Origin of the sequence: Dongia deserti, from assembly GCF_003574735.1 — a bacterium.
GTDB lineage: Bacteria > Pseudomonadota > Alphaproteobacteria > Dongiales > Dongiaceae > Dongia_A > Dongia_A deserti.
On sequence record NZ_QORW01000005.1, the window covers coordinates 212432 to 239125 of the forward strand.

Annotated in this window: 22 protein-coding genes and 1 pseudogene; 15 read left to right on the plus strand and 8 right to left on the minus strand. The window is 61.8% G+C overall.

The genetic code is table 11. The annotated features are described in order from the left end of the window. From DTX69_RS09770 to DTX69_RS09795, 6 genes are all read right to left on the minus strand, one after another. Entirely contained in the window at window positions 1–3354 is a 3354-nt protein-coding gene (locus tag DTX69_RS09770) for a PAS domain-containing protein (RefSeq protein ID WP_119301346.1), read from the minus strand. 340 nt (window positions 3355–3694) lie between these two features. Further along, window positions 3695–4444: a DUF3750 domain-containing protein gene (locus tag DTX69_RS09775; protein WP_119301347.1), complete on the minus strand. Its 750-nt coding sequence runs from the start codon at window positions 4442–4444 to the stop codon at window positions 3695–3697. 135 nt (window positions 4445–4579) lie between these two features. Then, window positions 4580–5377, minus strand: coding sequence for a 3-methyl-2-oxobutanoate hydroxymethyltransferase (locus DTX69_RS09780; protein ID WP_119301348.1), 798 nt, complete (start codon window positions 5375–5377; stop codon window positions 4580–4582). Between the two features lie 22 nt (window positions 5378–5399). Next, entirely contained in the window at window positions 5400–6635 is a 1236-nt protein-coding gene (locus DTX69_RS09785; RefSeq protein ID WP_119301349.1) for an NAD(P)/FAD-dependent oxidoreductase, read from the minus strand. Window positions 6636–6641: 6 nt separating this feature from the next. Continuing rightward, entirely contained in the window at window positions 6642–6959 is a 318-nt protein-coding gene (locus tag DTX69_RS09790) for a MocE family 2Fe-2S type ferredoxin (protein WP_119301350.1), read from the minus strand. 27 nt (window positions 6960–6986) lie between these two features. Continuing rightward, complete coding sequence (locus DTX69_RS09795; protein ID WP_119301351.1) at window positions 6987–8078, minus strand: fatty acid desaturase family protein; 1092 nt, start codon at window positions 8076–8078, stop codon at window positions 6987–6989. A gap of 327 nt (window positions 8079–8405) precedes the next feature. On the opposite strand from DTX69_RS09795, the gene DTX69_RS09805 reads away from it, so the two are divergent. Next, on the plus strand, window positions 8406–9200 hold the full coding sequence (locus DTX69_RS09805; RefSeq protein ID WP_119301352.1) for an SDR family oxidoreductase: 795 nt from the start codon (window positions 8406–8408) through the stop codon (window positions 9198–9200). 21 nt (window positions 9201–9221) lie between these two features. Here DTX69_RS09805 and DTX69_RS09810 read toward each other — a convergent pair whose 3' ends face one another. Beyond that, entirely contained in the window at window positions 9222–11252 is a 2031-nt protein-coding gene (locus DTX69_RS09810; RefSeq protein WP_119301353.1) for a BTAD domain-containing putative transcriptional regulator, read from the minus strand. A gap of 308 nt (window positions 11253–11560) precedes the next feature. Here DTX69_RS09810 and DTX69_RS09815 point away from each other — a divergent pair, with 308 nt between their 5' ends. The 3 genes and pseudogenes from DTX69_RS09815 (at window position 11561) to DTX69_RS09820 (ending at window position 13819) form a co-directional block, all read left to right on the plus strand. Continuing rightward, the gene (locus DTX69_RS09815; protein ID WP_162917047.1) at window positions 11561–13012 is read left to right on the plus strand and encodes a pyridoxal phosphate-dependent decarboxylase family protein; all 1452 of its coding nucleotides are present in this window, start codon (window positions 11561–11563) and stop codon (window positions 13010–13012) included. Between the two features lie 159 nt (window positions 13013–13171). Next, window positions 13172–13225: pseudogene (locus DTX69_RS30600) on the plus strand (DeoR family transcriptional regulator); the annotation flags it as partial. A gap of 30 nt (window positions 13226–13255) precedes the next feature. Next, window positions 13256–13819 (plus strand): DeoR/GlpR family DNA-binding transcription regulator, encoded by a 564-nt coding sequence (locus DTX69_RS09820; RefSeq protein WP_284735683.1) that lies wholly within the window; start codon window positions 13256–13258, stop codon window positions 13817–13819. Between the two features lie 160 nt (window positions 13820–13979). Here the strand turns inward: DTX69_RS09820 and DTX69_RS09825 are convergent, their stop codons facing one another. After that, window positions 13980–14669 carry a GntR family transcriptional regulator gene (locus tag DTX69_RS09825; RefSeq protein ID WP_119301354.1) on the minus strand — a complete coding sequence of 230 codons (690 nt, stop codon included), beginning with the start codon at window positions 14667–14669 and terminating at the stop codon, window positions 13980–13982. Window positions 14670–14796: 127 nt separating this feature from the next. Between DTX69_RS09825 and DTX69_RS09830 the strand changes: the two genes are divergently transcribed. The 11 genes from DTX69_RS09830 to DTX69_RS09880 all read left to right on the plus strand — a co-directional run bounded on the left by DTX69_RS09830 (window position 14797) and on the right by DTX69_RS09880 (window position 26683). Beyond that, window positions 14797–15795: a TRAP transporter substrate-binding protein gene (locus DTX69_RS09830; protein WP_119301355.1), complete on the plus strand. Its 999-nt coding sequence runs from the start codon at window positions 14797–14799 to the stop codon at window positions 15793–15795. A gap of 79 nt (window positions 15796–15874) precedes the next feature. Next, on the plus strand, window positions 15875–16399 hold the full coding sequence (locus DTX69_RS09835; RefSeq protein ID WP_284735663.1) for a TRAP transporter small permease subunit: 525 nt from the start codon (window positions 15875–15877) through the stop codon (window positions 16397–16399). After that, window positions 16396–17712 (plus strand): TRAP transporter large permease, encoded by a 1317-nt coding sequence (locus DTX69_RS09840; RefSeq protein ID WP_119301357.1) that lies wholly within the window; start codon window positions 16396–16398, stop codon window positions 17710–17712. Before DTX69_RS09835 ends, DTX69_RS09840 begins: the two co-directional genes overlap by 4 nt. Beyond that, on the plus strand, window positions 17709–19136 hold the full coding sequence (locus DTX69_RS09845; RefSeq protein WP_119301358.1) for a malonyl-CoA decarboxylase: 1428 nt from the start codon (window positions 17709–17711) through the stop codon (window positions 19134–19136). Before DTX69_RS09840 ends, DTX69_RS09845 begins: the two co-directional genes overlap by 4 nt. Beyond that, entirely contained in the window at window positions 19133–20650 is a 1518-nt protein-coding gene (locus DTX69_RS09850; RefSeq protein ID WP_119301359.1) for a malonate--CoA ligase, read from the plus strand. Before DTX69_RS09845 ends, DTX69_RS09850 begins: the two co-directional genes overlap by 4 nt. 428 nt (window positions 20651–21078) lie before the next feature. Then, window positions 21079–21519 carry a CBS domain-containing protein gene (locus tag DTX69_RS09855; RefSeq protein ID WP_119301360.1) on the plus strand — a complete coding sequence of 147 codons (441 nt, stop codon included), beginning with the start codon at window positions 21079–21081 and terminating at the stop codon, window positions 21517–21519. Window positions 21520–21849: 330 nt separating this feature from the next. Continuing rightward, on the plus strand, window positions 21850–22068 hold the full coding sequence (locus tag DTX69_RS09860) for a hypothetical protein (protein ID WP_119301361.1): 219 nt from the start codon (window positions 21850–21852) through the stop codon (window positions 22066–22068). Window positions 22069–22524: 456 nt separating this feature from the next. Continuing rightward, entirely contained in the window at window positions 22525–23538 is a 1014-nt protein-coding gene (locus DTX69_RS09865) for a Bug family tripartite tricarboxylate transporter substrate binding protein (RefSeq protein WP_284735664.1), read from the plus strand. A gap of 96 nt (window positions 23539–23634) precedes the next feature. Continuing rightward, a complete protein-coding gene (locus DTX69_RS09870; protein ID WP_119301362.1) occupies window positions 23635–24141 on the plus strand; it encodes a tripartite tricarboxylate transporter TctB family protein in 507 nt (168 codons plus the stop codon). A gap of 39 nt (window positions 24142–24180) precedes the next feature. Beyond that, window positions 24181–25728, plus strand: a complete 1548-nt coding sequence (locus DTX69_RS09875) for a tripartite tricarboxylate transporter permease (protein ID WP_119301363.1) — start codon at window positions 24181–24183, stop codon at window positions 25726–25728. Between the two features lie 358 nt (window positions 25729–26086). Then, complete coding sequence (locus DTX69_RS09880; RefSeq protein ID WP_407643978.1) at window positions 26087–26683, plus strand: GntR family transcriptional regulator; 597 nt, start codon at window positions 26087–26089, stop codon at window positions 26681–26683. Window positions 26684–26694: the final 11 nt, after the last annotated feature.

Sequence of the window (26694 nt, forward strand, 5' to 3'; positions counted from 1 at the left end):
CTATTGCGCGTGAGCCCGAACCCTTTGGGTCGGGGCGACCCGGGAGGCGGGCAGGTGAATGGTCGCTGTCGTGCCTCTGCCGGGCGCGCTGGCGATCTCCAACCGGCCACCATGGAGCTCGCAGAAGGCCTTGGCGATGGACAGACCAAGGCCGGCACCCTCATATTTGCGGACCAGCCAGTTCTCCAGCTGAACGAATGGCTTGGCAACTTTCGCCAATTCGCTTTCGCTCATGCCGATTCCGGAATCCATGACCGCGATTTCAATTCCCGCCGGTGTCGCTTTGGTCGAGACCCGAATCGCGCCGCCCTTAGGTGTGAACTTGATCGCATTCGATAGGAGGTTAAGCAGAGTCTGCTTCAACAGCCGCTCGTCGCCGACAATGTCGGGCACGGTTGTTGCCTCTTCAACCGATATCGTCAGGCCACCCGTGTGCGCCTTCCCCCGGACCAGGATCAGACAGGCTGACACCAGCTTCTGGATCTCCACCATCGATTCATTCAGCGCGGTCTGTCCGGCTTCGACACGGCTCAGATCCAGAATGTCGTTGATGATGGCGAGCAGGTGGCGTCCGCTATCATGGATATCACCCGCATACTCCTTGTAGAGCGGTGAGCCAAGCGGACCCATCAATTCGCCGGTCATGATCTCGGAAAAGCCGATGATCGCGTTGAGCGGTGTCCGCAGCTCGTGGCTCACATTGGCCAGGAACTGCGACTTGGCCCGGTTGGCGATCTCCGCTTCCATTTGCGCGCGCCGCAAGGCGTCTTCGGTCTGCTTGCGCTCGGTGATGTCCTGGATAGTACCGAACGCGGATTGCAGCCGGCCGTCACCGTCCAGCATCCGGCGGCCGATCTCGGAGACCACGGCGATCGAGCCATCCTGGCGCTGGATGCGATATTCCAGTGTGAATTCCTTCGCCCTATCCCCCATCAAGTCGGCAAAGCTCTTACGCAATCTTTCGCGATCCTCCGGATGGACGACACGGCCAATGTAGTCAGCAGTTGTCGCTGGCAACGCCTCGGCAGATAACCCGAAGAAGGTCGAAGCTGTGTCAGAGAACGTAAGCCGTGGCTCCTGCCAGCGATTGGTGTCGCCGATGCTGCTCCAGTGGATGAGACCCGCCACACTTTCAGCCTGGCGATAGCGCGCCTCGCTGCCGCGCAGCGCCTCTTCCGTTTGCTTTTCCTCGGTGACATCGATCATGGCACCGTACAGCCATGTCTTGCCATCATCCATCTTGATGACGCTCACCAGGTCGCGGATCCAGACAACCCTGCCGTCGGCGGCAACCAAACGATATTCCAGATTGTGATCGACACCAGCGCGCGAATAGTCCGCTGCTTCCCGCAGCACGCGATCGCGATCGCCCGGATGCAGCCGATCCGGCCATAGATCCTTCTCCACCCAGTCTTTTGCTGAGAACCCAACGACGGCTTCGATCTGCGGACCAACGTACGTAATTCGATAGGTTTCGTAGTCCGCCTCCCATGGAATAGCGCGCGACGATTCGGCCAAGGCGCGGAAACGTTCGTCACTGCGCCGAAGGGCAAGTTCGGCGTGCTTTAGGTCTGTTATGTCCAGATGTGTTCCGGACATACGAAGCGGCGAACCGTCCGTACCACGCTCCACCGCCCGGCCGCGACTCAGGATCCAGCGCCAATCGCCGCTCTTGGTGCGCATGCGATAAATCGCCTGGAAGAACTCCGAGCGGCCGCTGAGATAGTCGGCGACCGCCGAATCCAGGCCTGGACGGTCGGCAGGATGCATCAAAGCATCCCATGCGGTTGTGATGAACGCCACCTCATCCGGACGATAGCCCATCCGCTCCAGCATGCGGTGATCGAACCTATATTCCCCGCCGACGATGTTCCAATCCCACAGGCTGATGCCTGTGCCGTCCAGGACGAGGTCCAGCCGCTGTTGGCTGGCGCGCAAGTCCGCCTCAACGGCGCGGAGCTCCGTTACGTCCTGCGCAATGCCGTTGAGCCGGACTGCGGTGCCGTCCGGTGTGCGCTCGACTGCAACCCTCGCCAAGATGCGGCGAATGCCGCGTCGGCGATGATTGATGCGATACTCGATGGTGTATTCGGTTTGTGGGCCCGCGAGGTGCGATGCAACCGTCGCCTTGACCTGCTCGCGATCCTCCTCCAGCAGCGCGTTGAAAAACATGTCTCGCGTAACCGGCACGCCGTGCGGCTGTCCGAAGATATCCAGTGCTTCGTCACTCGCGATCATTTGGCCGGTTGCGACATCCACCTCCCAAGACCCCAAGTGCGCGTGCCGCTCTGCCGTCTTGAGCCGGCTGACACTGGCGCGGAGCTCGGCCTCGACCGTCGCCTGCTGCGCATCCGCCTGGATCGCTCCGATCACTGCGCCGCAGGCCCCCGTCAGCGGCTCCAAAAAAGCGACGATCGCGTCGTCATAGCCGCCGGGACGATTGGCGATGCCCATCAGGCCGACCATGTCCTGGTGGGAATAAAGCGGAACCCCAAGGAAACACTCGAGCGGTGGATGGCCACCGGGGCGGCCACCGCGACGCGGGTCAGTCGCAGGGCTGTTGGTGATTACCGGTTTGCCGCTGGTGATCGCAGCGCCGAACAAAGTATCCAGATTGCGAAAGTCCAAGCCCTGCGCTGCGCTCTCTGCATAGAGCCGACGGGTCTGCTCGTTCCAGGCGATGTTGGTGATGGCGTGAGCCTTGAGGTAGCGATTGCCGGCCTGATCGTGCCGGATTTCCCCCACAAAGCCATAGGCGCTCTGGGTGACGTCGAGCAGCGTTGCCAGCATCTGCTCGTATGCCTTCTTGGGATCGGCACCGCCGATATAGCTCGATTGAATCGCACGCACCGCATCGAGCAGGCTCATGGTCCGTGCTGCCTGCTCCTTTGCCTCCACCTCGACCGTGATATCGCGGGCCGTCCCGCGATACCCGAGGAATGTTTCATCCGGTCCGTAGAGCGGGTGGCCGGCGATGCTGGCGTGGAATCGCCTGCCATTCTGCCCCGAATAGGAGAACTCGAAGTTCCGAAAAGCTTCACGCGCATCCAGCAGTGCGCGGTAGCGGTCCCAAATCGGATCTTTGGGATCAACGCCCGGCATCTCCCATCGGCGTAGCCCGATCAGATCGGACCCTATCAGGCCACCGCGCGGCGTGCGGCCGGTATCCACGGTGAAGCGATACTCCGTATCGATCTCCCATAGCCAATCGGCGGCCGAATCAGCGAACTCGCGGAAACGATCCTGGCTTTCCTGGAGAGCGGCGACGGCTGCTGATCGACGGCGAGACTCCCCGGCCAGCTCGGCGCGCAGCCGAACCAAGGCCACGCATGCCGCCGCAAGCGACAGCGCCATCGCCAAAGCAACGCCTGCCCATATCAGCGACAACGGCACGACCCTCGATCTCGCCCCATGGCACAACACAGACTTGGTCGCATCCGCGGATCTGGGATGCGCGCCTGCGCGTGCGTTGTTGCCCTATCTCTCATCCGGCTCATCAAATTCCTGCGGGCCGTGGCATGGCGGCCATGCTCCCGGCAGAGGAGCCGACATTATGGGGCGCTTATGATTAACAGTGTCTTGCTCGCCAGCTCGACCGCAGGGTCAGCAATCCGACTTTAAACCATTGAGACGAGGCATAAATCTCCAGTTCCTGCAAATGCCTCAATTGACCAGCCGGTCTACACCGTACGGCCTACTGCCTGGGCCCCAAAGCCTCCTCAGCCATGCCGAGGCGGCCGATCGCTGGCAGGCGCAACGCCGGGCGCAAGACATCCACCCCGAAGGCCAGCCCCAGCAGGTTGAATTCCACGCCTTCCTCCGCCGCGAGCGTCACGCCAACGAGGCCCAGAAGCGAAACCTGTACCCCCGTTCCGCTCGGCGCGGATCCTACCGGTTGGTGCCATGGGCGATAGTCCTTGCCGATCGCGCTGGCCGGAATGTCAAGGCTCAGCTCCGGCACTTCGCGCGCCACGTGAGCCAGGAACGTGTTGCTATTGGGGCCCGGCCAAGTCCGGTAGTCGTCTTTATAGGGATAAGAGGCGACTGCGGCTTCGATGCGCTCGATCAGCGCATCGGCCTTCGGCCCGCGCACATCGACCAGCAAGGATGGCGTCGAGCCGTACCAGAGCCCATCAACCGTCGCATAGTCGGTGCGCAGTTTCGAGCCGGAGCTCCAACCAACGACTTCGTATCGCGTGTAAGCCGGTGCGTCGGATTTCTTGACGACGATCCAGGGATGGGTGGCAAAGATCCCGCGCCAGGAGAACGCGCGTGCGTTGTAGATCTGCACGACGGCGTCGCGGTGCATCGCTGGGTCGGGGGCGAGACCGGAGGAATGGCGCGGCGCGGTGGCCCACGAATATCCCGGCGCCGAATAGCGCGCGTAACTGACGGTCAGCGGGATCACGATCCAGGCTGCTAGAATCAACAGAGTTAACTTCATGCATTGCCCTCGAGCATCCGCCCTGCAAACTGGGACAGAGTAGGGTGGCGCGCAATAACACGCCAGAGGTGTCAGGGTCGCGCGAATCACATATGGTTGAACTAGGCCGGGAACGACATGACGCTGTGGGGGCGCCTACTCCTTCTCGATTGCGCGTAGAAACTGATCGAGTTCCGCTCTTCGAATACCCACCTGATGCCGGGCTTCCGGGTAGGCGCCTGATTTGATATCGCGCACCAATTCCGAGAAAGCGGCAACGCGCTCCTGTTGGAGCCGGTCATACTCGGCGGCGAAATTGCGATAGATCTTGGAGTGGCGCGGCACATGCCCGCGATTGGTGCCGAGCACGTCGCTCGCGAACAGGTATTGCGCGTCACATCCTGCGCCCGAGCCCATCGATATCATGAATAACGAGGTGCGTCTTGAAATTGCGCTCGCCACGTCCGAGGGCACCACTTCGATCTCGGCCGAGAATGCCCCGGCTTCTTCAAGCGCCTTCGTCTGCTGCCAGACCAGCAGCGCAGTCTCCAGCGTCTTGCCCACGGCCTTGAATCCGCCGGTCCAAGTGCGTCGCGCGGGGATCAGCCCCACGTGTCCACACACGGGCACGCCTTCATCGCGCAGCCTGCGAATGATCTGTAGGCTCGCCGCGCACCACACCGCATCACCACCCGACTTGAGCGCCTTGAACGCGGCGCGCAAATACTCCTCCTCCGAGACATACTCGCCATATTCTAGGCCGGGAAACACGAAGCAGGTGGGCACTGCTTCGCGGAATGCCGGGTCCAGTAAACCCGGCGGAACCGACAGCATGTCGATGCCGGCTCGCTGGGCCGCTTCCGCTTCTTCCAGGCTCTCGACCCGCAGCATGCTCAGTTGACGCTTGCCTTTGATGGCAAGCAGGTCGGTGACAGTCGGCCTCTGGTCGCGCATCGATCCTTCCTCCATATCAGCCTTATGCCGCTAGCAGCGACTTTAGTTTGACCTGTGGTTGCGCCAGTGCAGCCGGCTCCGGCATCGCACGTTTGGCAATCAGCATTTCAGCCAGACGGATGTCCTTTGCGACCACATTGCCACTTCCGATTCCGCTTGCCGCCATCAGGCGTCCATCATCCTGCAAATGGAACAGAATGAACGCGCCGTCCGACACGTCGCGCCGCACGATCCGCGTGCCGCCATCCGGCAGTCCTGCAATCTGCAGCGTCAGGTCATACTGATCCGACCAGAACCAAGGCACGGCCGATACCTTCTCTCCGGCCCCAAGCATGTTGCGCGCGGCGAGAACGCCCTGGTCCTGGGCGTTGCGCCAGCATTCCAGGCGCACACGTCGACTGCCATAGATCGCCAGCGGGAACGAGCAACAGTCGCCCGCGGCGTAGATATCCAGATCAGACGTCTGCAATTGCTCGTCCACTGCGATGCCGTTCTCCATGGCGAGCCCAGCTCCTTGCGCGAGGTCGGTAACCGGCACCGCACCGATTCCGATGATCAGAAGATCCGCCGTGACGGAACTGCCATCGGAAAGGCCAACCTCGATGCCAGTGCTATCCTCCCGCAACGTCAAAACGCTTCTGCCGCAGGCGATCTCGACGTCTTCGGCGCGATGCCGCGCGTCGATCACGCGCGCGATCTCCTCCGGCACCCCGCGGGTCAGGATACGCGGTAAAGCTTCGATGACGGTTACCACCGCGCCGCGCTTACGCGCGCTCGCGGCCAGTTCCAGGCCGATAAATCCGCCGCCGAGGATCGCCACATGACAGCCCGACCCGAGCGCCCTGCGAACCCGCAATGCGTCATCGTAGGTCCTGAGGTAGGCGCAGCGACTTCCCTCCGCACCGGGCAGCGATAGCCGTCGTGGCGCTGCACCCGTCGCCAGCAGCAGTTTGTCGTAACGCAGGGTGCTGCCATTGGCGAGCGCGACACTTCGGCTTGCACGGTCGATCGCAATGGCGCGAGTGCTGGTCACGCACTCAATCTTGCGATCGATGAAGTGTTGCCGATCGCCAACGAACTTGGGCAATGGCTCCCTTTCGGAAACTATCGCGTCCTTGGACAGAGGCGGCCGTTCGTACGGGAAGTGTGATTCATCGCCGACCAGGGTCACTGGTCCATCGTAGTTTTGGTCGCGCAGCGTCAGAGCAGCACGGGCGCCGCATTCTCCGGCGCCGACGATGAGCATTCCCGCCGGCATGACGCGTCAGTCGAGCTGGACGAAGACTTTGCCGCCTTCGAGCTTCACGGGGTAGGTCTGAAGGTTCACGCAAACCGGCGCGCTCTTAGCCTCGCCAGTCTTGTAGTTGAAGCGCCCGTTATGCTTCGGGCACTCGATAATATCATCCATCACCAGCCCGTCAGCCAAATGCACCTGCTCATGTGTACAGAGGCCGTCCGTCGCGAAATACTCATCGTCGGCGCTGCGATAGATGGCGAAGGTACGTCCGCCGTGATCGAAGCGAATTACGTCCTCTTCCTCGATCTCGTCAGCTGGGCAGGCCTCGATCCAGTTGTTGCTCATATGCTTCTTCCCAGAATTCGATGGTCGCTACTCCGCCGGCATCGGAGCGATAGTGGCTTGCAAGTGCGGCTGGTACGGCTTGGCAGTGTCGGGCAGCTCCGGCTGGATGGTCCAGGTCGGGTCCTTCTGCTGTCGGAGCATCGCGCCGACAATGTCCCGATGGGCGGCGATGGTACTGGGATAGGGCCGCGGCAGATCCGGCAACATGATCGCGTGCAGCTTGGGAAGGGCGTGATACGACACCATCGGGAAGATGTGATGCTCGATGTGGTAGTTCATGTTCCAGTACACGAAGCGGAAGACCGGATTCATGTACACCGTCCGTGAGTTCAGGCGGTGGTCGAGCACGTCCTCCGCCAGCCCTGCATGCTGCGTCAGGCCGAAATAGACACCGAGCCACGCGCCATACATCAGCGGCAGCACGCCGAAATACATGAGCGGCAGCCACGACCCGAAATACAGGGCGAGCGCGAAGGGCAGGGCATGGATGGCCAGATGGATTCGCGCAATCACATACACCTTCGTCCACTCTGATTCCGGCACGAAGGTCTTCTCTTCGCCCGTCATCCGGCCCATTGCGTGGATCGCCATCTTTTGCAGCGCCTTCGGCGCGGTCGTGATCCCGAAGAAGTAGAGGAAGATCTGGAACAGATTGGGCGGCCGTGTGGCGACGATCTCCGGATCGCGGCCTACGATGATGCTGTCGGTGTGATGCCGCGTATGGCTCCAGCGCCAGATCACCGGCTCACGCATGATCATGAACGAGGCGATGTGGTAGATGACGTCATTCATCCAGCGCGTCTTGAAAGCCGTGCCGTGGCCGCATTCATGCCAGCGGCTGTCGCTCGAGGAACCGTACAGCACGCCGTAGCAGAGGAAGAACGGCACGCACCACCAGGTGCCCCAGAAATAGAACCCGCCCGCGCCGAACAGGATGAAAAGCGCGAACCACAGAATCGTGTCACGGATTGCCGGCCCGTCGCTCCGCTGCATCAGCTCCTTCATCTGCTTGCGCGGGATGTCCGTGCGGTACCATTCGCCCGTCGTCAGTCCCTTCTGGACTGCCTTCTCCGCCTCGGGCCCGACCAAGCTGTAATCGCGCATTGGCATAGCCGTCATCTCTCCCAGAAACCTATTGCCGATTGGGCCGCTATCGATTTGGCCGCTGGGCTGCCAATGCGGCCGACGTACTGCGAATGAAATTAACCTCCGGCGCTGACAGGCTCAATCGGCAAATGATATAATCTTGCAAACTCCCTCAAAGCCAAGCTTCTGTACTGATGGTTTTTGATCAAGGAGCTGCTGCCTTCACGTTCCTCAGGGTCGATGCCTATTATCAGGAGATCGTAAAAGGCGTGATCATTGTCGCGGCCGTGGTCATTGATCAGCACCGGCAGCGCAAGCGCCGAAAGGCATAGCCACCGTATCTTGCACACAGAGGACACAATGCTCGACCCGAATACGCGGAACCAGCATACCAACGCGATCGTAACAGGCGGCGCGCAGGGCATCGGGTTTGCCATCGCACGTCAGCTGGCGGCGGAGGGTTGCAAATCCATCGCAATCGCCGGTCGCACGGCAGAGAAGGGCGCCCGCGCCGTCGATCAGCTGAAGGCCCTCGGCGTCGATGCCCTGTTCGTGCAGGCGGACGTGAGTAAGGCGGAGGATTGCGCGCGCATCGTCGCAACCGCCATCGAGCGCTTCGGCACCATCAACGGCCTGGTCAACGCGGCCGCCACATCCGCACGTGGATCGTTGGTCGACACAACGCCGCAGCTGTTCGACCAGATCTTCAATACCAATGTGCGCGGTCCGTTCTTGTTGATGCAGGGCGTCGTGCGGCGGCTGCTGGAGACCAACATGCCTGGCTCGATCGTGAACATCCTCTCGATGTCCGCCCATGCCGGACAATCGTTCCTGTGTCCCTATTCATCGTCGAAGGGCGCGCTGGCGACCATGACCAAGAATGTCGCCTCGGCCTATCGGGCCAAGCGCATCCGCTGCAATGCCATCCTGCCAGGGTGGATGGACACGCCGGCGGAGCACGAGATCCAGAAGAAGTATCACGGCGCTTCGGATGACTGGCTGCAGAAGGCGGAAGCGAACAGCCCCATGGGCCAGCTTGTGAAACCGGACCAGCTGGCGATCCTTGCTGCCTACATGCTGAGCCCGCATTCCGGCCTCATGACCGGCGCGCTGGTGGATTACGACCAGAACGTCGCTGGCGTGATTGGGGAGTGACGCCGTAGAAAGCCGGCCAGTCTAAGCCCAGCGGCGCACGTTCTCGGGCTGGAAGATTCCGACCTCCTTTGCGGCACGCTGGAACATCGCCGTGTCCTGCGCCGGGAAATGGAACGCGCTCAAGAAGTCCTCGATCGAATATTCCGGTCGCCACTCATGGATGCGCCTTGAGAAGGCGCGTGCCTCGTCACCTCGATCCGCCAGGGCAAGGCATTCTGCGGCGATCGCTAAGATGTGGGCATGCGCATTGGGCCGCAGGGTCGCCTTGACCGCCCATTCGGCGGCCTGATCGAACTGGCCCAGCCTCGCATGCGCCAGCGCCTTCGACCCGAGCATCGCAAAGGTCATGGGATCGTAGGGGCTGAGATCGAGCGAACGATCCGCGTAGCGGATCGCTGCCGTCGCATCGCCTGACTGGCAGTGGACGAATGACAAGGTGTAATGCGCGAGCGCGAAGTTCGGGCTGAGGTCAACCGCAGTCCCGAGTTCACCCAACGAACGGTCATGCTCGCCGCGCAACCACAACGCACGCCCCAGGGCCCAGTGCGCAGCCGGATCGCGGTCATCGGCGCTCAGCGCTTCCACCGCCATGTCGTAGGCGCGGGAGATCTCCTGCTGCCGCTCGCTTGGCCGCAACAGGAACGCGTTCTGGAAATGCGTGAACGAGAGCCCGGCATAGGCCCGTGCCATCGTAGGGTCCAACCGCACGGCCAGCTTGAAGAAGCGCCTTGCCCGCTCGTTATCCGCTTCATTGAAGCGATACATGTGCCAAAAGCCGCAATGCAGCGCTTCCCAGGCATCCAGCGACCCGGGCGGCTTGAGGATGGCGCGGTTACGCTCGGTTTGCTCGATCTCGGCCGCGACCGAGGTGACGATGTGGTTCACCAACTGGTCTTCAATGGAAAGCGAATCGCTCAGCTGGCGCTCGATCGTGTCGGCCCAGACGATGCGGGCGCATCGCGTCTCGACCAGCTCGACCGCAGCGGTCACATGGCTGCCCTGTCTGCGAATAGTGCCAGATACGACATAATCGACGTTCAGCAGCCGGCCCGCTTCCTCGGCGCCGACGCCCTTCTCGGCGAGGGTGAAGACAGTCCCCTGGGCGATCACGAACATGCTTCTCAGTTTGGCAAGCCGCGTGATCACGTCATGCGTGAGTCCCCGTGCCAGCGGCGCCTTTCCTTCAATCCTCAGGTCGAGGTCGACAAACGGCATGATGGCGACCGAGGCGCGCTGCGGTCCAGCGAGATCGCGACGAGGCGCCTCGGATCGCTCTGCTGGTACGACGACGGCCTGTGCAGCCTGCTCGGGCACGATCTGCAATGGCTGCTGCGGCCGACTTATCGCGCGCTGATAGATCGCCGTGGTCGAGGGATCCGGCTGCGTCTTCAGGTCGCGCCGCAAGGCTTCCGCGAGGAAGCGGTAGTTGCGGATCGCATCGTTGCAGAAGCCATGCTCGATCTGCAGGCCCATGAGGCGGCGATAGGCTTCTTCCGCCAGGGGATCGAACCGAACGGCGCTGTTCAACGTTGCAATGGCCGCATTCCAGTCGTCAGCCGCGACCTGCGCATCGGCCAGCGCAAGAAATGTATTGAACGCCAGGCCCTGCAGCTGCGTCCGCTGTTCGATCAGCCAATCCTCGAACCCCGGCTCGCGCAGGTTGAAGCCGTCGAGGAACTGGCCGCGATAGACATCAAGCGCGGCGCGCAAGCCGTCGGGCGTACTGGCGAGTCGCCGAAACTCGAGCACGTCTGACTCAATGGCGTCGGCACGCAGCGCCACCGCCTCGCGCTCGATGATCAGCAAGGAGTTCGCTTCTCCAAGTTCCTGGCGTAGCGACAGCAGAGTTTGGCTGAGACTATGGCGAGCCTGACGGTCGCCGCGATCGCCCCACAGCAGCGCCGTCAGTCGGTCGCGCGGCTGCTTCTCCCCCGGATGGCAGGCGAGAAAGGCCAACAGCGCTTCGGCCTTCCGTGTGGGCAGCCGGACATCCCCCCGATCGGCCCTGCGCAGGCCGAACCCGCCAAGCAACGTCAGTTGGACAAGCGCCATAAGTCCTCTCTTCTATGCAGGCGTGGTCGCCCTCATACTCCCCTTTGGCTAAAAATCCCAGCAAAGTTTTCGACTTGCTCATCAAATGTGTGAACTATCACATATTTCTATAGGTTGTGGTTTTTTGAAACTGGAGCAACTATTCTTACGCTTCACCGCCGCGACGTGCAGCATCGGAGCCCGGTCAGTCCGCCGAACCGGCCGATTTGATCACGCTTTGACGTCCAGGGGCGCTCGTTCTGACATTTGGTCGCTATCCGTCTAGGCCGCGCCCGGATCCACCGCCGGAATGGCAAGGAGCACATGGGATGGATGACCATTCGAGATTGGCAGAACCACAAGCGATACGGCTGCGGCACGCCTGGGATGCGGACCATGAGTTGATGCTCCGGCAGGCGGCGGAGATCGCGATGGATTTTCGTCGATCGCTGAATGAACGCTTCCAAAGGCCGGAAAGAAGCTTTGTGGAGATGCGGCAATCCTTTGCTGCGCCGTTGCCGGAGCAGGGCATGGACGGTTTCGCCGTTATCGAGGAACTTGCCGCACTGGCTGAGCCTGGGCTGGCGACCATGACGGGTCCACGCTTTTTCGGTTGGGTGATGGGCGCCTCGCATCCTGTCGGAGTCGCAGCCGACTGGCTGACCAGCGCCTGGGGGCAGAATTGCGGCAACCATGCGGCGACACCGGCTGCCGCCGCCTGCGAGGAGGCGGCCGCCAATTGGCTGCTCGAGCTTCTCCAGCTACCCGGGGAATCGTCGGTCGGCTTCGCAACCGGCGCGACGCTCGCGAACCTGATTTGCCTCGCCGCCGCGCGCGGGGAGTTGTTGCGCCGCGTCGGCTGGGATGTGGAAGCCAACGGCCTGTTCGGGGCGCCACGGATCCGCGTGCTCATCGGCGAGGAAGCGCACGCCACTGTCTTCTCTGGACTGCAGCTGCTGGGGCTCGGCCACGATCGCGTGATCCCCGTGCCGACCGACCCAATGGGCGGGATGAAGCTTGGCGATTTCGAAGCAGCGATGAAGCGCGGCAACGAGCCGGCGATCGTCATCACCCAGGCCGGTCACATCAACACCGGCGCTTTCGATCCGATCGGTGACATCGCGGAGATCGCGCGTCGCGGCAATGCCTGGGTGCATGTCGACGGTGCCTTCGGTCTGTGGGCGCGGGCTTGCCCTGAGACGGCGCCACTCGCAGCCGGCATGGACAAGGCTGATTCCTGGGCGACCGACGGGCACAAGTGGCTGCAGCTGCCGTACGATTGCGGCTTTGCCATCGTTCGGAATTCCGAAGCCCATCGCCGGGCCATGGCGATCACGGCCAGCTACCTGCCGGCCGTTGCCGCCGACGAGCGCAACCCCGCGCACTATGTGCCCGAACTTTCCCGCCGTGCGCGTGGTTTTGCGGCCTGGGCGATGATCCGCGCGTTCGGGCGGCAGGGCATCGCGCAGCTGGTCGCACATCATTGCCGGATCGCCCGGCGCATGGCGCGGGTGCTGAGCGAGGAAGCCGGCATCTGCGTGCTCAACGATGTCTTGCTTAATCAGGTCGTGGTGCGGTTTGGCGATGACGATCTGTTGACGAAGCATGTGATCGCGCGGATCCAAAAGGACGGTATCTGCTTCGCCGCCGGCGCCGAGTGGAAAGGACAGTGGATCATGCGTCTTTCCGTCACCTCCTGGGCCACCAGCGAGGAAGATGCAGACCACTCGGTCGCCGCGATCATCGGTGCCTGGCGCCAGGTCCAGGCCGAGGCTGCATGAGCGCCGCCCCACGTTAACAAAGCCAAGGGCGTGTGTTACGAAAGTGACCTCTGCTGCTAAGAGGTTCGATGCTCCATGAGCGCTCGTAACACCAAGCGCATTGCCGCCCTCGTCAGCGCCTTGGCGGAGCGTCGCGTCCTGCATCTGCGTTAAGCCGCGGAGCTGCTTGGCGTGTCGGAAATGACTGTTCGCCGCGACATTGCGGAGCATCCGGATCAGTTCGCCTATTTCGGCGGCCACATCATGTCGCCGGCCCAGATCGAGGGCAACACGCGCTACGAGATCGCGAGCGCCGCCGACAGCCATGCCGTCGCCAAGCGTGACGCTTGCATCCATGCCGCCCGCCATCTCCGTTCCAACGAGACGATCTTCATCGATTGCGGTACGACTCTCATTCACCTCGTCGAGCTGATCCCGGATGACTGCCAAGTCACCGCAATTTGCTATGCGCTGAACGTGGCGGAGCGCCTGACGCGCAAGCCCAACGTGACGATGATCATGCTGGGCGGCCACTATCATCCATCCTCTACCTCCTTTGCCGCCGATTACGACCTGGACAGGCTCGGAGACTTTGGCATCAACGTCGCCTTCCTGTCTGCTGCCGGGGTTGACATGCAACGCGGCGCCACCTGCGCCGCCTTTCATGAAGCACGGGTCAAGCAAAAGGCGATCTCGCTCGCCCGCGAAAGCTATCTCGTGGTGGACAGCAGCAAGATCGGCAAGCTTCAGCGTGCTTTCTTCGCGCCGATGAGCGCCTTCAGGGCGATCATTACCGAGCACGGCGAGACGCCGGTGACCGAGAAATAAGCTGAGAGTCGGGCAGCGCCAGCCGTAACGCCCGCCAGCGAGGCCCAAGCGGCCGAAGATCCGCTATCCGGGGATCGCGTGGATCGCGAGTATCAAGCGCTCCACTACCGTATTCTCCGCCTCGCCCCGAGGACGACAACACCGGGACAGAGCAAATACTCTACGTTTTCGCGGCCGCGCTCTGCCGCATATCGGACGAACGCGCGTGCGAAAGAGACGCGATGAAATCGCTGAATCGCTCGCCCTGGATTGCGACGTGATCGTGCAGGGCGCGGCCGGCGGCTTCCTCCTTTCCGGCCGTCAGCGCTGCCACCACCTGCTCATGCTCCGCAAACGACTTGGCCACGCGATTGCGTACGCGCAGCTGCAGGCGGCGATAGGGTTTCAGCCGCCGATGGAGTGCGCTGCATTGCTCGAACAGGAACTGACTGTGGCCGGCGTGATAGATGGCGAAGTGAAAACGCTCATTCTCATAGTAATAGGCATCGCTGTCGCCGGCTTCTGCCGCCTGCCGACAGGCTTCGTGCGTCTCCAGGATGGCCTTCATGTCTGCATCCGTGTGACGTCGCACGGCGAGGCGACCGGCCAGCCCTTCGAGTTCCGCCATCACCTCGAACATCTCGATGAGGCGTTCAGCGCCCACGCTTGCGACGATCGCCCCGCGCCGCGGTCGCACTTCGATGAGGCCGGCAGCCGAAAGCTGGAGCAGCGCCTCGCGGATCGGCGTGCGTGACACCCCGAAGCGGTTCGCCAAGGCCACCTCGTCCAATCGATGGCCCGGCACCCAGTGCCCCGTCAGGATCTCGTTCTCGATCTCGTCGCGCAGCCTCTGGCGGATATTGCCTGACATTTTCCCCTCTGCATGCCTTTCGACGACCATTGTATACAAGTTTGTTGACTTTGTCGACAGATGGGTTTTTCATTTGAGTGAGGTCGTCGGACCCAAGAACAGAACAACTCATCAGTGGAGGAGACCCATGCGACAGCTCATTGCGGCGCTGCTTGGCGCCACCGGAATTTCCATTTGCTTGGCGAGTGCGGTTCAGGCGGAGACCGTTTTGAAGGCATCGCACCAGTTCCCGGGCGGCAAGGGCGACCCGCGCGACGAGATGGTGCAGATCATCGCGCGCGAGGTCGAGAAGGCGAATGTCGATCTCAAGCTCCAGATCTATCCCGGCTCGTCCTTGTACAAGCCGACGGAGCAATGGGGCGCCTTGACGACGGGCGCGCTGGACATGTCGTCCTTTCCCCTCGACTACGCCTCCGGCCGTCATCCGCAATTCTCCGCGACCCTGATGCCGGGGCTGGTCGGCAATTTCGATCGCGCGGAACGGCTCAACGATTCGCCGTTCATGGAAAGCATCAAGAAGGTGATCGAAGATGCCGGCGTCATCGTGGTCGCGGACGCATGGCTGTCCGGTGCGTTCGCCTCCAAGGAAGGCTGCATCACCGCGCCCGAGACTGTGAAAGGGCAGGTCATTCGCGCCGCCGGGCCCGCCTTTGAACAGATGCTCGCGGCCGCCGGCGCCTCGATCGCCTCGATGCCATCGTCAGAGATCTATTCGGCGATGCAGACTGGAGTGCTCGACGCCACCAATACCTCGTCCGCCAGTTTCGTTTCTTACCGCTTGTACGAGCAGGTGAAGTGCCTGACGGCACCGGGCGCGAACGCGCTCTGGTTCATGTATGAGCCGGTGCTGATGTCGAAGAAGGTCTACGATAGCCTGACGCCGGAGCAGCAGAAGGCGATTATGGATGCCGGCACGAAGTCCGAGGAATATTTCTCGACCGAGATCCGCAAAGGCGACGACAAGATGGTCGAGACCTTCAAGAAGGCCAATGTGGAGGTCGTCGAGATGTCCAAGCAAGATTACGACGCTTGGATCGCGGTTGCCAAGGAGTCCTCCTACAAGAAGTTTGCCGACGAGGTTCCGGGCGGGGACAAGCTGATCGAGCAGGCTCTAGCCGTGCAATAGCCGGTTACGTCTGTTGCGCCCATGAGGCGGTTGAACTCCGCCCATGGGCGCCTCTGTCCAACGCCAGACGGAGAGAATCGTGATCCGTTCCTTCATCGCTCTTTCGGACGGATTGTCTCGCGTGGCCGGCATTGTCGCGACGCTGTTGCTTGTCGCAGCGATGGTAGTGATCTCGGAGATGATCTTCCTGCGCTATGTGTTCCGCGCTCCCACGTACTGGCAGACCGATTTCGTCGTGTTCTCGGCCACTGCAGCGATCTTCCTCGGCGCGCCCTATGTCCTCTTGCACAAGGGGCACGTCGGTGTGGACGTCATCGAAATGCTGCTTGCGGACCGCGCCCGCCGCCGTCTCCGCCTGGTCGGGGCGATTCTTGGACTCCTGTTCTCCGCAGCCATGCTCACGACTTGCGCGCACTATGTGCACGAGGCCTACGTGAACGGCTGGAAGCACTCCAGCATATGGGCACCGCGCCTATGGATTCCGATGTTGTCGATGCCGGTCGGATTTGGGCTGCTCTGCCTGCAATACGTTGCCGAGATGCTGAAACTGATGGTTGGTGCGCGCGAAGACGCCGCGGCCGCGGTTGAGGAGCGGCACGCATGAGCCCCGCACTCTCTGGCGTACTGATCGTGGTGTCCCTGTTCGCGCTGTTGGGCACGGGCATGCCTATCGCGTTCGCGCTTGGTTTAGCGGCAGTGGCAGCGATCGTGCTCGAGGGCGGCATGATCGGCTTCCTGGCGCTGCCGGAGACCCTGTTCGCCGGCATCGGCAATCTGGCCTATGTCTCCATCCCGATGTTCGTCCTGATGGGCGCGGCGATCGCGGCCTCGCCGGCGGGGCGCGACCTCTACTCCGCGCTCGATCGCTGGCTCAATCGCGTGCCGGGCGGCCTCATCATCTCCAATATAGGAGCTTGCGCGATTTTCTCCGGCATGACCGGATCTTCGCCGGCAACTTGCGCCGCGATTGGCAAGATGGGCATTCCGGAGATGATGGGACGCGGTTATCCATCCTCGGCCGCCTGCGGCTCGATCGCGGCCGGCGGAACCCTCGGTATCCTCATCCCGCCTTCCATCACCATGATCATCTACGGCATCGCGACTGAGACATCGATCGGCCGTCTGTTCCTTGCCGGCGCGCTGCCCGGATTGATGCTAACGGTCATGTTCATGGCTTGTGCGCTGTTGCAGTGCCGGCGCCAGGGCTACGGCTTGGCTGATCGCGCCCTCCGCTTCTCGCTCATCGAGAAGATCCGGCCGCTGCCGCGGGTATTGCCGTTCCTCCTGATTATCGCCGGAATACTCTATGTCCTGTATGGCGGGATCGCCACGCCATCGGAAGCAGCCGGCGCTGGCGCCTTCTTGACCCTGGCGGTCGTCGTCATCGTCTACCGGCTGTTCCGGGCCCGGCCGGTTGCGAGCATCTTCAACACCGCCATGCGCGAGAGCGTGATGATCATGATGATCATGGCGTCGGCGGAGCTGTTCGCCTTCGCCCTGTCGTCCCTGTTCATCACGCAGACCGTCGCAGGGGCGATCGCAGAGATGGAGGTCAATCGCTGGGTCCTGATGGCCATCATCAATGTCTTCCTGCTGGTTGCCGGGGTGTTCCTGCCGCCCGTCGCCGTCATCGTCATGTCCGCGCCGCTGCTGTTTCCGATCGTGACCCAGGCCGGATTCGACCCCTACTGGTTCGCCGTAGTCCTGACCATCAACATGGAGGTTGGACTGATCACGCCCCCGATCGGCCTCAATCTGTTCGTGATCAATGCCATCGCGCCCCAGGTGCCGACGAAGGACGTGCTGTGGGGTTCACTCCCGTACGTGATAGCCATGTTCGTGGGCATCGTCATTCTGTGCTTGGTGCCTGAGATCGCCACATGGCTGCCAGATCTCCTGATGGGGCCAGCGCTATGAAGAGCAGCGCGTTCTTTGCCGACCTTCTGCAGACCATCGCGGACCGCGGTCGCGAGCTGCTCGGGCGCGTGCGGCGAAGTGACGGCCTCGCGCCGGGCGATCTCGCCGCGGCTTGCGAGACCTTGCTGTCCAGCCGAGGCGAGGCGTCCGGCGTCGCACTGGCGCGCGAGATACTGATCCGATGGGAAACGCTGGACGATGCGGCAAGACTGGAGTTCTTGAAAATGCTGGCGGAGCGGTTCGGCCCCGATTTCGGGCGCATCGACGAAGCAGTCGCCGCCTATCTCAACGACAAGAGCGCAGCCATGGCGCAGCATCTGCATGGCGCGGCCGAAGCGCGCCGCCAGGAACTCGTCCGCCGCCTCAACCTGGCGCCCGGTGGCGTGGAAGCGCTAGTCGAGATGCGCGAGCTGCTGCTGAGGCATCGCGCGGAGCATCCCGAATTCCCGCTGGTCGATGCCGACTTCGAGCATCTGTTCTCATCCTGGTTCAACCGGGGATTCCTCGTGCTGCGGCGCATCGATTGGTCGACGCCGGCCAACATCCTTGAGAAGATCATCAGGTATGAAGCGGTTCATACGATCCATGATTGGAACGACCTGCGCCGGCGTCTGGAGCCCAGCGATCGGCGCTGTTTCGCGTTCTTCCATCCGCAGCTGACCGACGACCCCCTGATCTTCGTAGAAGTAGCGCTTACTGAGGAACCGCCATCCGCCATCGCCGACCTGCTGGCGGAGGAACGCACGCCGATCGCAGCCAATGATGCCACCACTGCGGTGTTCTACTCGATCTCCAATTGCCAGGAGGGGCTGCGCGGCATCTCGTTCGGCAACTTCCTCATCAAGCAGGTAGTGGATGAGCTGCGCCGCGAACTGCCGCGGCTCGAGAACTTCGTAACCCTGTCGCCAGTCCCAGGATTTGCGACATGGCTTGCGCGCGAACGGCGGACGGAAGCCTCGCTGGCCTTGTCGCAGGAGGATCAGCGCACCCTCGGCGCGGTGGACGAGGACAACTGGCACATCGATCCGCCGGAGGCGTTGCGCAAAACGCTGCTCTCGGCAGCCGCCTACTACTTCCTGAAGGCGCGCACGCCGAAGGGCACGCCGGTCGACCCGGTGGCGCGCTTCCATCTGGGCAACGGCGCGCGGCTCGAGCGACTCAATTTCCTGGGCGATCTGTCGGCCAGGGCCATGAAGCAGGCGCACGGGTTGATGGTGAACTACTGCTACCGGCTCCATGACATCGAGAAAAATCACGAGTTGTTCGTCAGCAAGGGCCAGGTCGCCGCGGCGCCCGAGGTGCGTCGCTTGTTGCGTGAGGATCGCGGGGCGCGGACCCTCGTCCTCGCGACCGACGAGAACAGTTCAAAATCCAAGCAATCATCCGAAAAGCCTGCGCTGGCCACGCAGGACCGCTTATCATGACCAATCACCTGTTCGATCAATTCCGCAAACAAATGCCCGGCGCCAGCGCCCGATTTCTCGAACTCCCCGACGGCGCGATCGTGACCTATGGCGACATGCTGGCGCGCTCGGCTCATCTGGCCAACGCGCTCGCCGCGCGTGGCGTAAGGCCGGGCGACCGCGTCGCCGTACAGGTGGAGAAATGTCCAGGTGCGCTGATGCTTTATCTCGCCTGTGTGCGGGCCGGCGCCATCTTCCTGCCGCTGAACACGGCCTACACGCTGGCGGAGCTCGATTATTTCTTCTCCGATGCCGAGCCGCAGCTGGTGATCTGCGATCCGGGCCGGGAAGGCGAGATCAGCCGGATCGCGAACAAAGTTGGCGCGGCGGTCGACACGCTGGCCGGCGGCGGCGAGGGCTCCCTCAACGAGATCGCAAACCTGAGCGATCCCACCTTTACCGACATTGATCGCGGCCCCGACGATCTCGCAGCCATTCTCTACACCTCCGGGACAACCGGCCGCTCGAAAGGGGCGATGCTGAGTCACGAGAACCTAGCATCGAATGCGCGCGTGCTGACGGACGTCTGGCGCTTCACCGCCGCCGACGTTCTGCTGCATGCGCTGCCGATCTTCCACACCCACGGCCTTTTCGTCGCTACCAACGTGACGCTGGTGACAGGCAGCGCGATGCTGTTCCTGCCGCGCTTCGATGCGGATGAGATGTTGCGGCTGATGCCGCGCGCGACCTGCATGATGGGCGTGCCGACTTTCTATGCGCGCCTGCTGCAGCATCCGCGCCTGACGCGCGAGGCGACTGCCCATATGCGCCTCTTCGTCTCCGGTTCCGCGCCACTATTGGCCGACGTGCACCAGCAATGGCGTGAGCGCACTGGCCACGCGATCCTCGAACGCTACGGCATGACCGAAACCAACATGAACACGTCGAATCCTTATGAGGGCGACCGGGTGGCAGGGACAGTCGGCTTCCCGCTGCCGGGTACCGCGCTACGAATCACCCAGCCGGAAACCGGCGATCCGCTGCCGCAGGGCGAGATCGGCGTGATCGAGGTGAAGGGGCCCAACGTCTTTCAGGGCTATTGGCGGATGCCTGAAAAGACCAAGGCCGAATTCCGTTCCGATGGATTCTTCATCACCGGCGATCTCGGCAAAATCGATGCGCGCGGCTATGTCCACATCGTGGGCCGCGGCAAGGACCTGGTGATCTCCGGCGGCTACAACGTCTACCCGAAGGAAGTCGAGAACGAGATCGACGCGATCCCAGGTGTGGTGGAAAGCGCGGTGATCGGCGTGCCGCATCCGGATTTCGGCGAGGGCGTGGTCGCAGTGGTCGTGAAGAGACCCGGTTCAGCCTTGAGCGAGGCGGACATCCTGCGGTCGCTCACCGACCGCCTGGCGAAGTTCAAGCAGCCCAAGCGGGTCTTCTTCGTCGACGATCTTCCCCGCAATACGATGGGCAAGGTGCAGAAGAATCGGCTGCGTGAGACATACGGCGCGATCTTCGGGCAGTCATAGTGGCCTAAGGTCCGGCGGGGCGGTTGGCCGGATCGTCGAGATGACCGTGGTGAACATCAGTGCGTTCACCGCGGGGCATCCGCAGAACGTTGGGACGATGTAACGCTTCTGGGGCTGTAATTCTCTTGAAAGTAGATGCGGGGCCGCTGCCGGGCGGACTCTGGGTGTAATGTCAGTGCTATGAGCCCGAGGTGGCCGAAGGAACCGATACGCATATTGAGTATCGGTGTCGCTGCGGGTTTCAGCCCGGCGGGGTTCGGAATCTGTGATCGACGGCATCTGCAAGATCGCTTGTGTTCCCGATTGATTTTTATTGTGATATTCTGTATACCAAATTATGTATTAACGGCGGCGCTTTCTTAGGTGCAGAACAAAACCTCGAGCAGTGGGCTGGAAACACCATTGGCGATGCAGAACGGGAGGGTCCGATGAAAGTTGCGCAGATCCTGCTTCAGAAAGAAGCCCGGGTCGTCAGCGTCCGGCCGCGCGAGCCCGTCGCGGCAGCACTGAAGCTCATGGCGGCCGAGAACATCGGTGCCCTGGTTGTGACGGACATTGTGTCCACGGAAGGCAGCACGGTGCTCGGCATGTTTTCCGAGCGGGACGTTGTGCGCGCGCTGGCTTCGAGCGGGCCAAATGGTCAAGAGATCATGCGGCTGCCGGTAGAGAAATTGATGAGCAAGAAGCTCGTCTCCTGCGAGCCAAACGACGACCTGGCGGACGTCATGGAGAAGATGGACCGCTATAGCATTCGTCACCTGCCGGTCCTGGAAGAGCATACGCTGGTCGGCGTTGTCGGCATCCGCGACGTGATTCACGTGATGCGGAATTTCGTGCCGGCCAGGGAAACAGTGGCTCCGGCAGCCTAGCTCGACCTAGCTCGACCGCCATCTGCGACCCTCTTCGCATCCGCGTCCTCGCCTGAGGCGATACGGGCGACGTGACGTGGTGATGCCTTATGTCGCACCCGCATTGTCCTATGGACGCCTACCGCTGTGGCAGTGATGCCTCTCAGTGCATCAGGCGAACTTTCACAGAAAATCCAAGCGCTTACAGGGAATGTTCTTGACGAAGGCAACCTTTCATATGTGTTTTTAACATAGGTATTATGTATACCAAATCCAAAATCCGATATTGAAAAAGGACAGCAATACGCCTATGTGCAATGCAGCAATTGACGCTAAGAAGGAACTGGAGCCGTGGATACTTTGACTGCCATCGTATGCTTCGCCGTGGCCTTTGCGACGGGAGCATTGATCCTGGAGATCGCCATGAAGCGGCCGGAGACCTTCCGCGAGATGCTCGCAGGCGCACGCGTATTCGCCGAGGCAGCTCTCCCGGAGGGCAGTTCTCATCAGCCTTCCGACCGTGGCCCCAAGATGAAGGGCGGCCATCAGCAGCACTTGGCAACTGCTTAATATCAGCGAAGCTTGAGATCCGCGCGCCCGCACAGGGCGCGCACCCTTCAGGCCCTAGTTCGCTGGGCAGCAAAAAGATGCGCTAGTCTTCTGGCGTAGCAAGCGCTCCAGTCTCTTCCGTATCTCCATCCGATTTTCTCGACGCATCCGCCAGCGGCTTGGCGCGGCGGAGCCATCCTCGCTCCTTTTTTGTCCCGCGCATCCTGATGCTTACGCGCTGCTAGTGTGATCTGCTTCTGGTCATCCAGCGTTCGTGCGGCGTAGGATTATTTCCGCTCCTGCCCCTGTTTTTGCGTCCAGCGCCGTTCCGGCGTTGTGATTTAATCTTTCATACAGTATGATAAATGCCAGCGATCCTCTTCTGTGGGGGCAGCTCCACAGAAACCGATCAAAAAAGACACAAGGATGCCTGCTGGGCTTGGATCGTGGCCGGCGGCGCACCGGGAGGAAAAAACCATGTCATACAGGTTGCTCGTTCGATCGCTGATTCCGGCGACGGTCGTCGCCCTCATGGTCTCCGTGGCAGGCGTCGAAGACGCCAAGGCCGAGTGGAAACCGACCAAAACAGTTGAATTCATTATTCCTGCCGGCACCGGCGGTGGTGCCGACCAGATGGCCCGCATGATCCAAGGCATCGTGCAGAAGCACGGCCTCATGGACCAGTCGCTGGTCGTCGTGAACAAAGCCGGTGGATCCGGTGGCGAGGGCTTCCTCGACATCAAGGACTCAACCGGCAATCCCCACAAGATCATCATCACCCTTTCCAGCCTCTTCACCACGCCTCTCGCCACGGGCATCCCATTCAGCTGGGAGGATGCAACGCCGGTGGCGATGCTGGCGCTCGACGAGTTCATCCTATGGGTCAACGCCGACTCCCCCTACAAATCGGCGAAGGAGTACATCGATGCGGCGAAGGCCGAGGCCGGCAAGTTCGTGATGGCCGGCACCGGCTCCAAGCAGGAAGACCAGATCATTACCGTCGGACTCGAGCAGGCCACGGGCGCGAAGTTCAAGTACATCTCCGAGAAGGGCGGCGGCGACGTCGCCAAGGCGCTGGTCGGCAATCACGCCCAGTCCACCGTGAACAACCCGATCGAGCAGGTCTCGTTCTGGAAGGCAGGCAAGACGCGGCCGCTGTGTGTCTTCGACAACGAGCGGATCAAGCTGACCGAGAAGGTCACTGCGGACATGGCATGGAGTGATATCCCGACCTGCAAGGAAGCAGGCGTGAACATCGATTATGTCATGCTGCGCGGCATCTTCATGCCGGCCGACGTGCCTGCAGATGCCGTTGCCTATTACGTCGATCTGTTCAAGAAGGTGCGCGAGACGCCCGAGTGGCAAGATTTCATGGCCAAGGGCGCCTTCAATACGACCTTCATGGAGGGTGAGGAATACAAGGCCTGGCTGAAGAAAGCGGCCGACACCCACAAGGACCTCATGACCAAAGCCGGCTTCATCAGCGGCTGAGGAACATCGGGCCCCGGTAGTTCTGCCGGGGCCCTCTCCCTTGTTCTCGTCCCAGGGCACGCTCGGCCCTGAACAGTGCTAGGCAGGAGTTCCCCGATGCAACATGAAGGCGAGAGCGGCGGCGGCCTGGTATCGATTCGTACTATTGATATCGTTGTCGCGCTCATCATGGCTGGCATTGGCGTGCTGGTCGTTATCGATAGCCTGCGATTGGGTGCGGGCTGGGCAGGCGATGGCCCACAGTCCGGCTACTTTCCGTTCTACATCGGGCTCTTCATCATAGCCGCGAGCCTTGGCACGATCGCAATTGCCTTATTCGGCCGCAAACAAAACCGCGACGCCTTTGTCAACAGCGTACAGCTGCGTCACGTAGTGCGAGTTCTCGTGCCGACCGCCATGTTCATCGCCCTGGTCGGCTTTACAGGGATCTACGTTGCGAGCGCGCTTTTCATCGGCGCGTCCATGCGGTGGCTCGGTCGGTTCCGCTGGCCGCTCATCGTCCTGGTCAGTGTCGCTGTGCCGTTCACCCTGTTCCTCCTGTTCGAGATCTGGTTCCTCGTGCCGCTGCCCAAAGGGCCGCTCGAGGATCTCCTCGGTTACTAAGAGCCGATCCGGTAAATCCGCTGGGCGAAGGAGTGTCGCGTGGAAGCATTGAGCTCTTTGATCGACGGTTTCGGCGTCCTCGGCGACCCGATGAACATCATGTACATGTTCATCGGCATCACCCTTGGGGTGCTGATCGGCGTGCTGCCTGGGTTGGGTGGTGCCAACGGTGTGGCGATCCTGTTGCCCTTGACATTCAGCATGTCGCCCACCTCGGCGATCATCATGCTGTCCTGCATCTACTGGGGCGCGTTGTTCGGCGGCGCGATCACCTCGGTGCTCTTCAACATTCCGGGAGAGCCATGGTCGGTCGCGACCACATTCGACGGTTATCCGATGGCGCAGCAGGGGCGCGCTGGAGAAGCACTGACAGGCGCCTTCACGTCATCCTTCATCGGCGCGCTCATAGCCGTCGTCATTCTGACGTTCCTCGCGCCGCTCGTCGCTGACTTCGCGCTTGAGTTTGGCCCGGCCGAGCTGTTTGCGGTCCAGTTGCTAACCTTCTGCAGCTTCGTCGGCATGGGCAAGGAGCCGCCCTTCAAGACGATTGCAGCCATGATGTTTGGATTCGCTCTTGCGGCCGTAGGCCAGGATCCGACCACAGGTCAGCTGCGCATGACCTTCGGTTGGTACGAGCTGCTGCGCGGCTTCGATTTCCTGATCGCGGTGATCGGACTGTTCGGCATCGGCGAGATTCTGCTGACCATGGAAGAAGGGCTCGCTTTCAGAGGAAAGAGCGCGAAGATCAATCCGCGCATCGTGCTCCAGACCTGGGCACAGATGCCGAAATACTGGATCACCGCGATACGCGGCGCGATCGTGGGCTGCTGGATGGGCATCACGCCGGGCGGCGCCACTCCGGCCTCGTTCATGAGCTATGGGCTTGCCAAGCGCATGTCCAAGCGCGGCGGCAATTTCGGCAAGGGCGAGCTGGAAGGGGTCGTGGCGCCGGAGACGGCCGCCCATGCCGCCGGCACCAGCGCGCTGCTGCCGATGTTGACGCTTGGCATTCCCGGTTCACCCACCGCGGCGGTGCTGCTGGGCGGATTGCTTATCTGGGGTCTGCAGCCCGGACCGCTGCTCTTCATCGAACAGCCTGAGTTCGTGTGGGGCCTGATCGCCAGCATGTATCTCGGCAACATTGCCGGCCTGATCGTGGTCCTGACCACGGTGCCGCTGTTCGCGGCGATCCTGCGCATTCCGTTTAGCATCATCGCGCCGGTCATCATCGCCATCTGCGCGGTCGGTGCTTACACCGTGAACAATGCGCTGCTCGACATGAGCTTCATGTTGATCTTCGGCGTCATCGGCTACGTCTTCAAGAAGCTGAGCTACCCGTTGGCGCCGGTGGTGCTGGCGCTGGTCCTCGGCGACATGGCGGAGTCCAACTTCCGGAACGCCATGGTGCTGTCCGATGGCAGCCTATCGATCTTCTGGTCGAACGGCCTTGTCGGTTCGATCTGTGGCCTGGCGGTGTTCATGCTGCTCTGGCCGGCGATCTCCTATGCCCTGCGTCGGTTGCGGCCGACAGCATCGCGCAGCCAAGGCGAACACGTTGCTGGCAAAGAACGGTCGACGGCGCCTTAGCGCTTGGGGGAAGACAGGCCGTCGGAAGGGAGCGGTGGCCTGCGGACTGGCGGAGCGAGGCCAGTTGAGGGGGGTTCCATTTGTTAACGCCGGAGAGATAGACCGGCCTGGAACGAGCGCAACTCCCCGGGGAAGAGCTTGTGAATCATCTGGAACTTGGTGTAATGTATTTCAGATGCAAGGATACGATGGGACGGTTAGGGCAGGGCCTTAGTAGGGTGCCGGCCCTTCCAAGTTGGAGGTTTTAACCGTGGAATCGCACGCGAGTTCACCCCCGAGACTTCGGGTCCAGCCGCTCGATGCGTCTGTGAGCTTTCGGAACTTGGCCTACGATAGGTTGAAGAAGGCGATCACAGAAATGGACATTTATGCGCATCCCAGCGAGATCCGCCTGGACGAGCGTCAGCTCTCTCAGGACCTCGCAGTGAGCCGCACGCCGGTGCGCGAGGCCATCACGCTGCTGGAACAGGAAGGCTTCGTCCGTTCCGTCCCACGCCGCGGTGTCTTTGTCGTCAAGAAGACAAAGAACGAAATCCTGGAAATGATCACGGTCTGGGCCGCGCTGGAAAGCATGTCCGCGCGGCTCGCCGCACAGAACGCGACGGATCAGGATCTGAAAAGGCTCAAGCTGCTGTTCTCGGATTTCGAGAACGAGAAGCCGGGAGACCACCTCAGCGAATACTCAGACGCAAACATCGCGTTCCATCAGACCATCATCCGCCTCGGCGGCTGCAAACTGATCGCTGATATGTCGGAGAATCTCTTCATCCATATGCGCGCGATCCGCAGGGTGACGATCGGTCAGGACAACCGCGCCGAGCGCTCAATCATCGATCACATGAACATCATCGAAGCTTTGCTTGCGCGCGATGCGGATCGGGCCGAGCGCTTGGTGCGCGAACACACCTTCGGGCTGCACGCGCACGTCGAGAAGCATGGAGATTTCCTAGGCTAGGAGACGTTCGA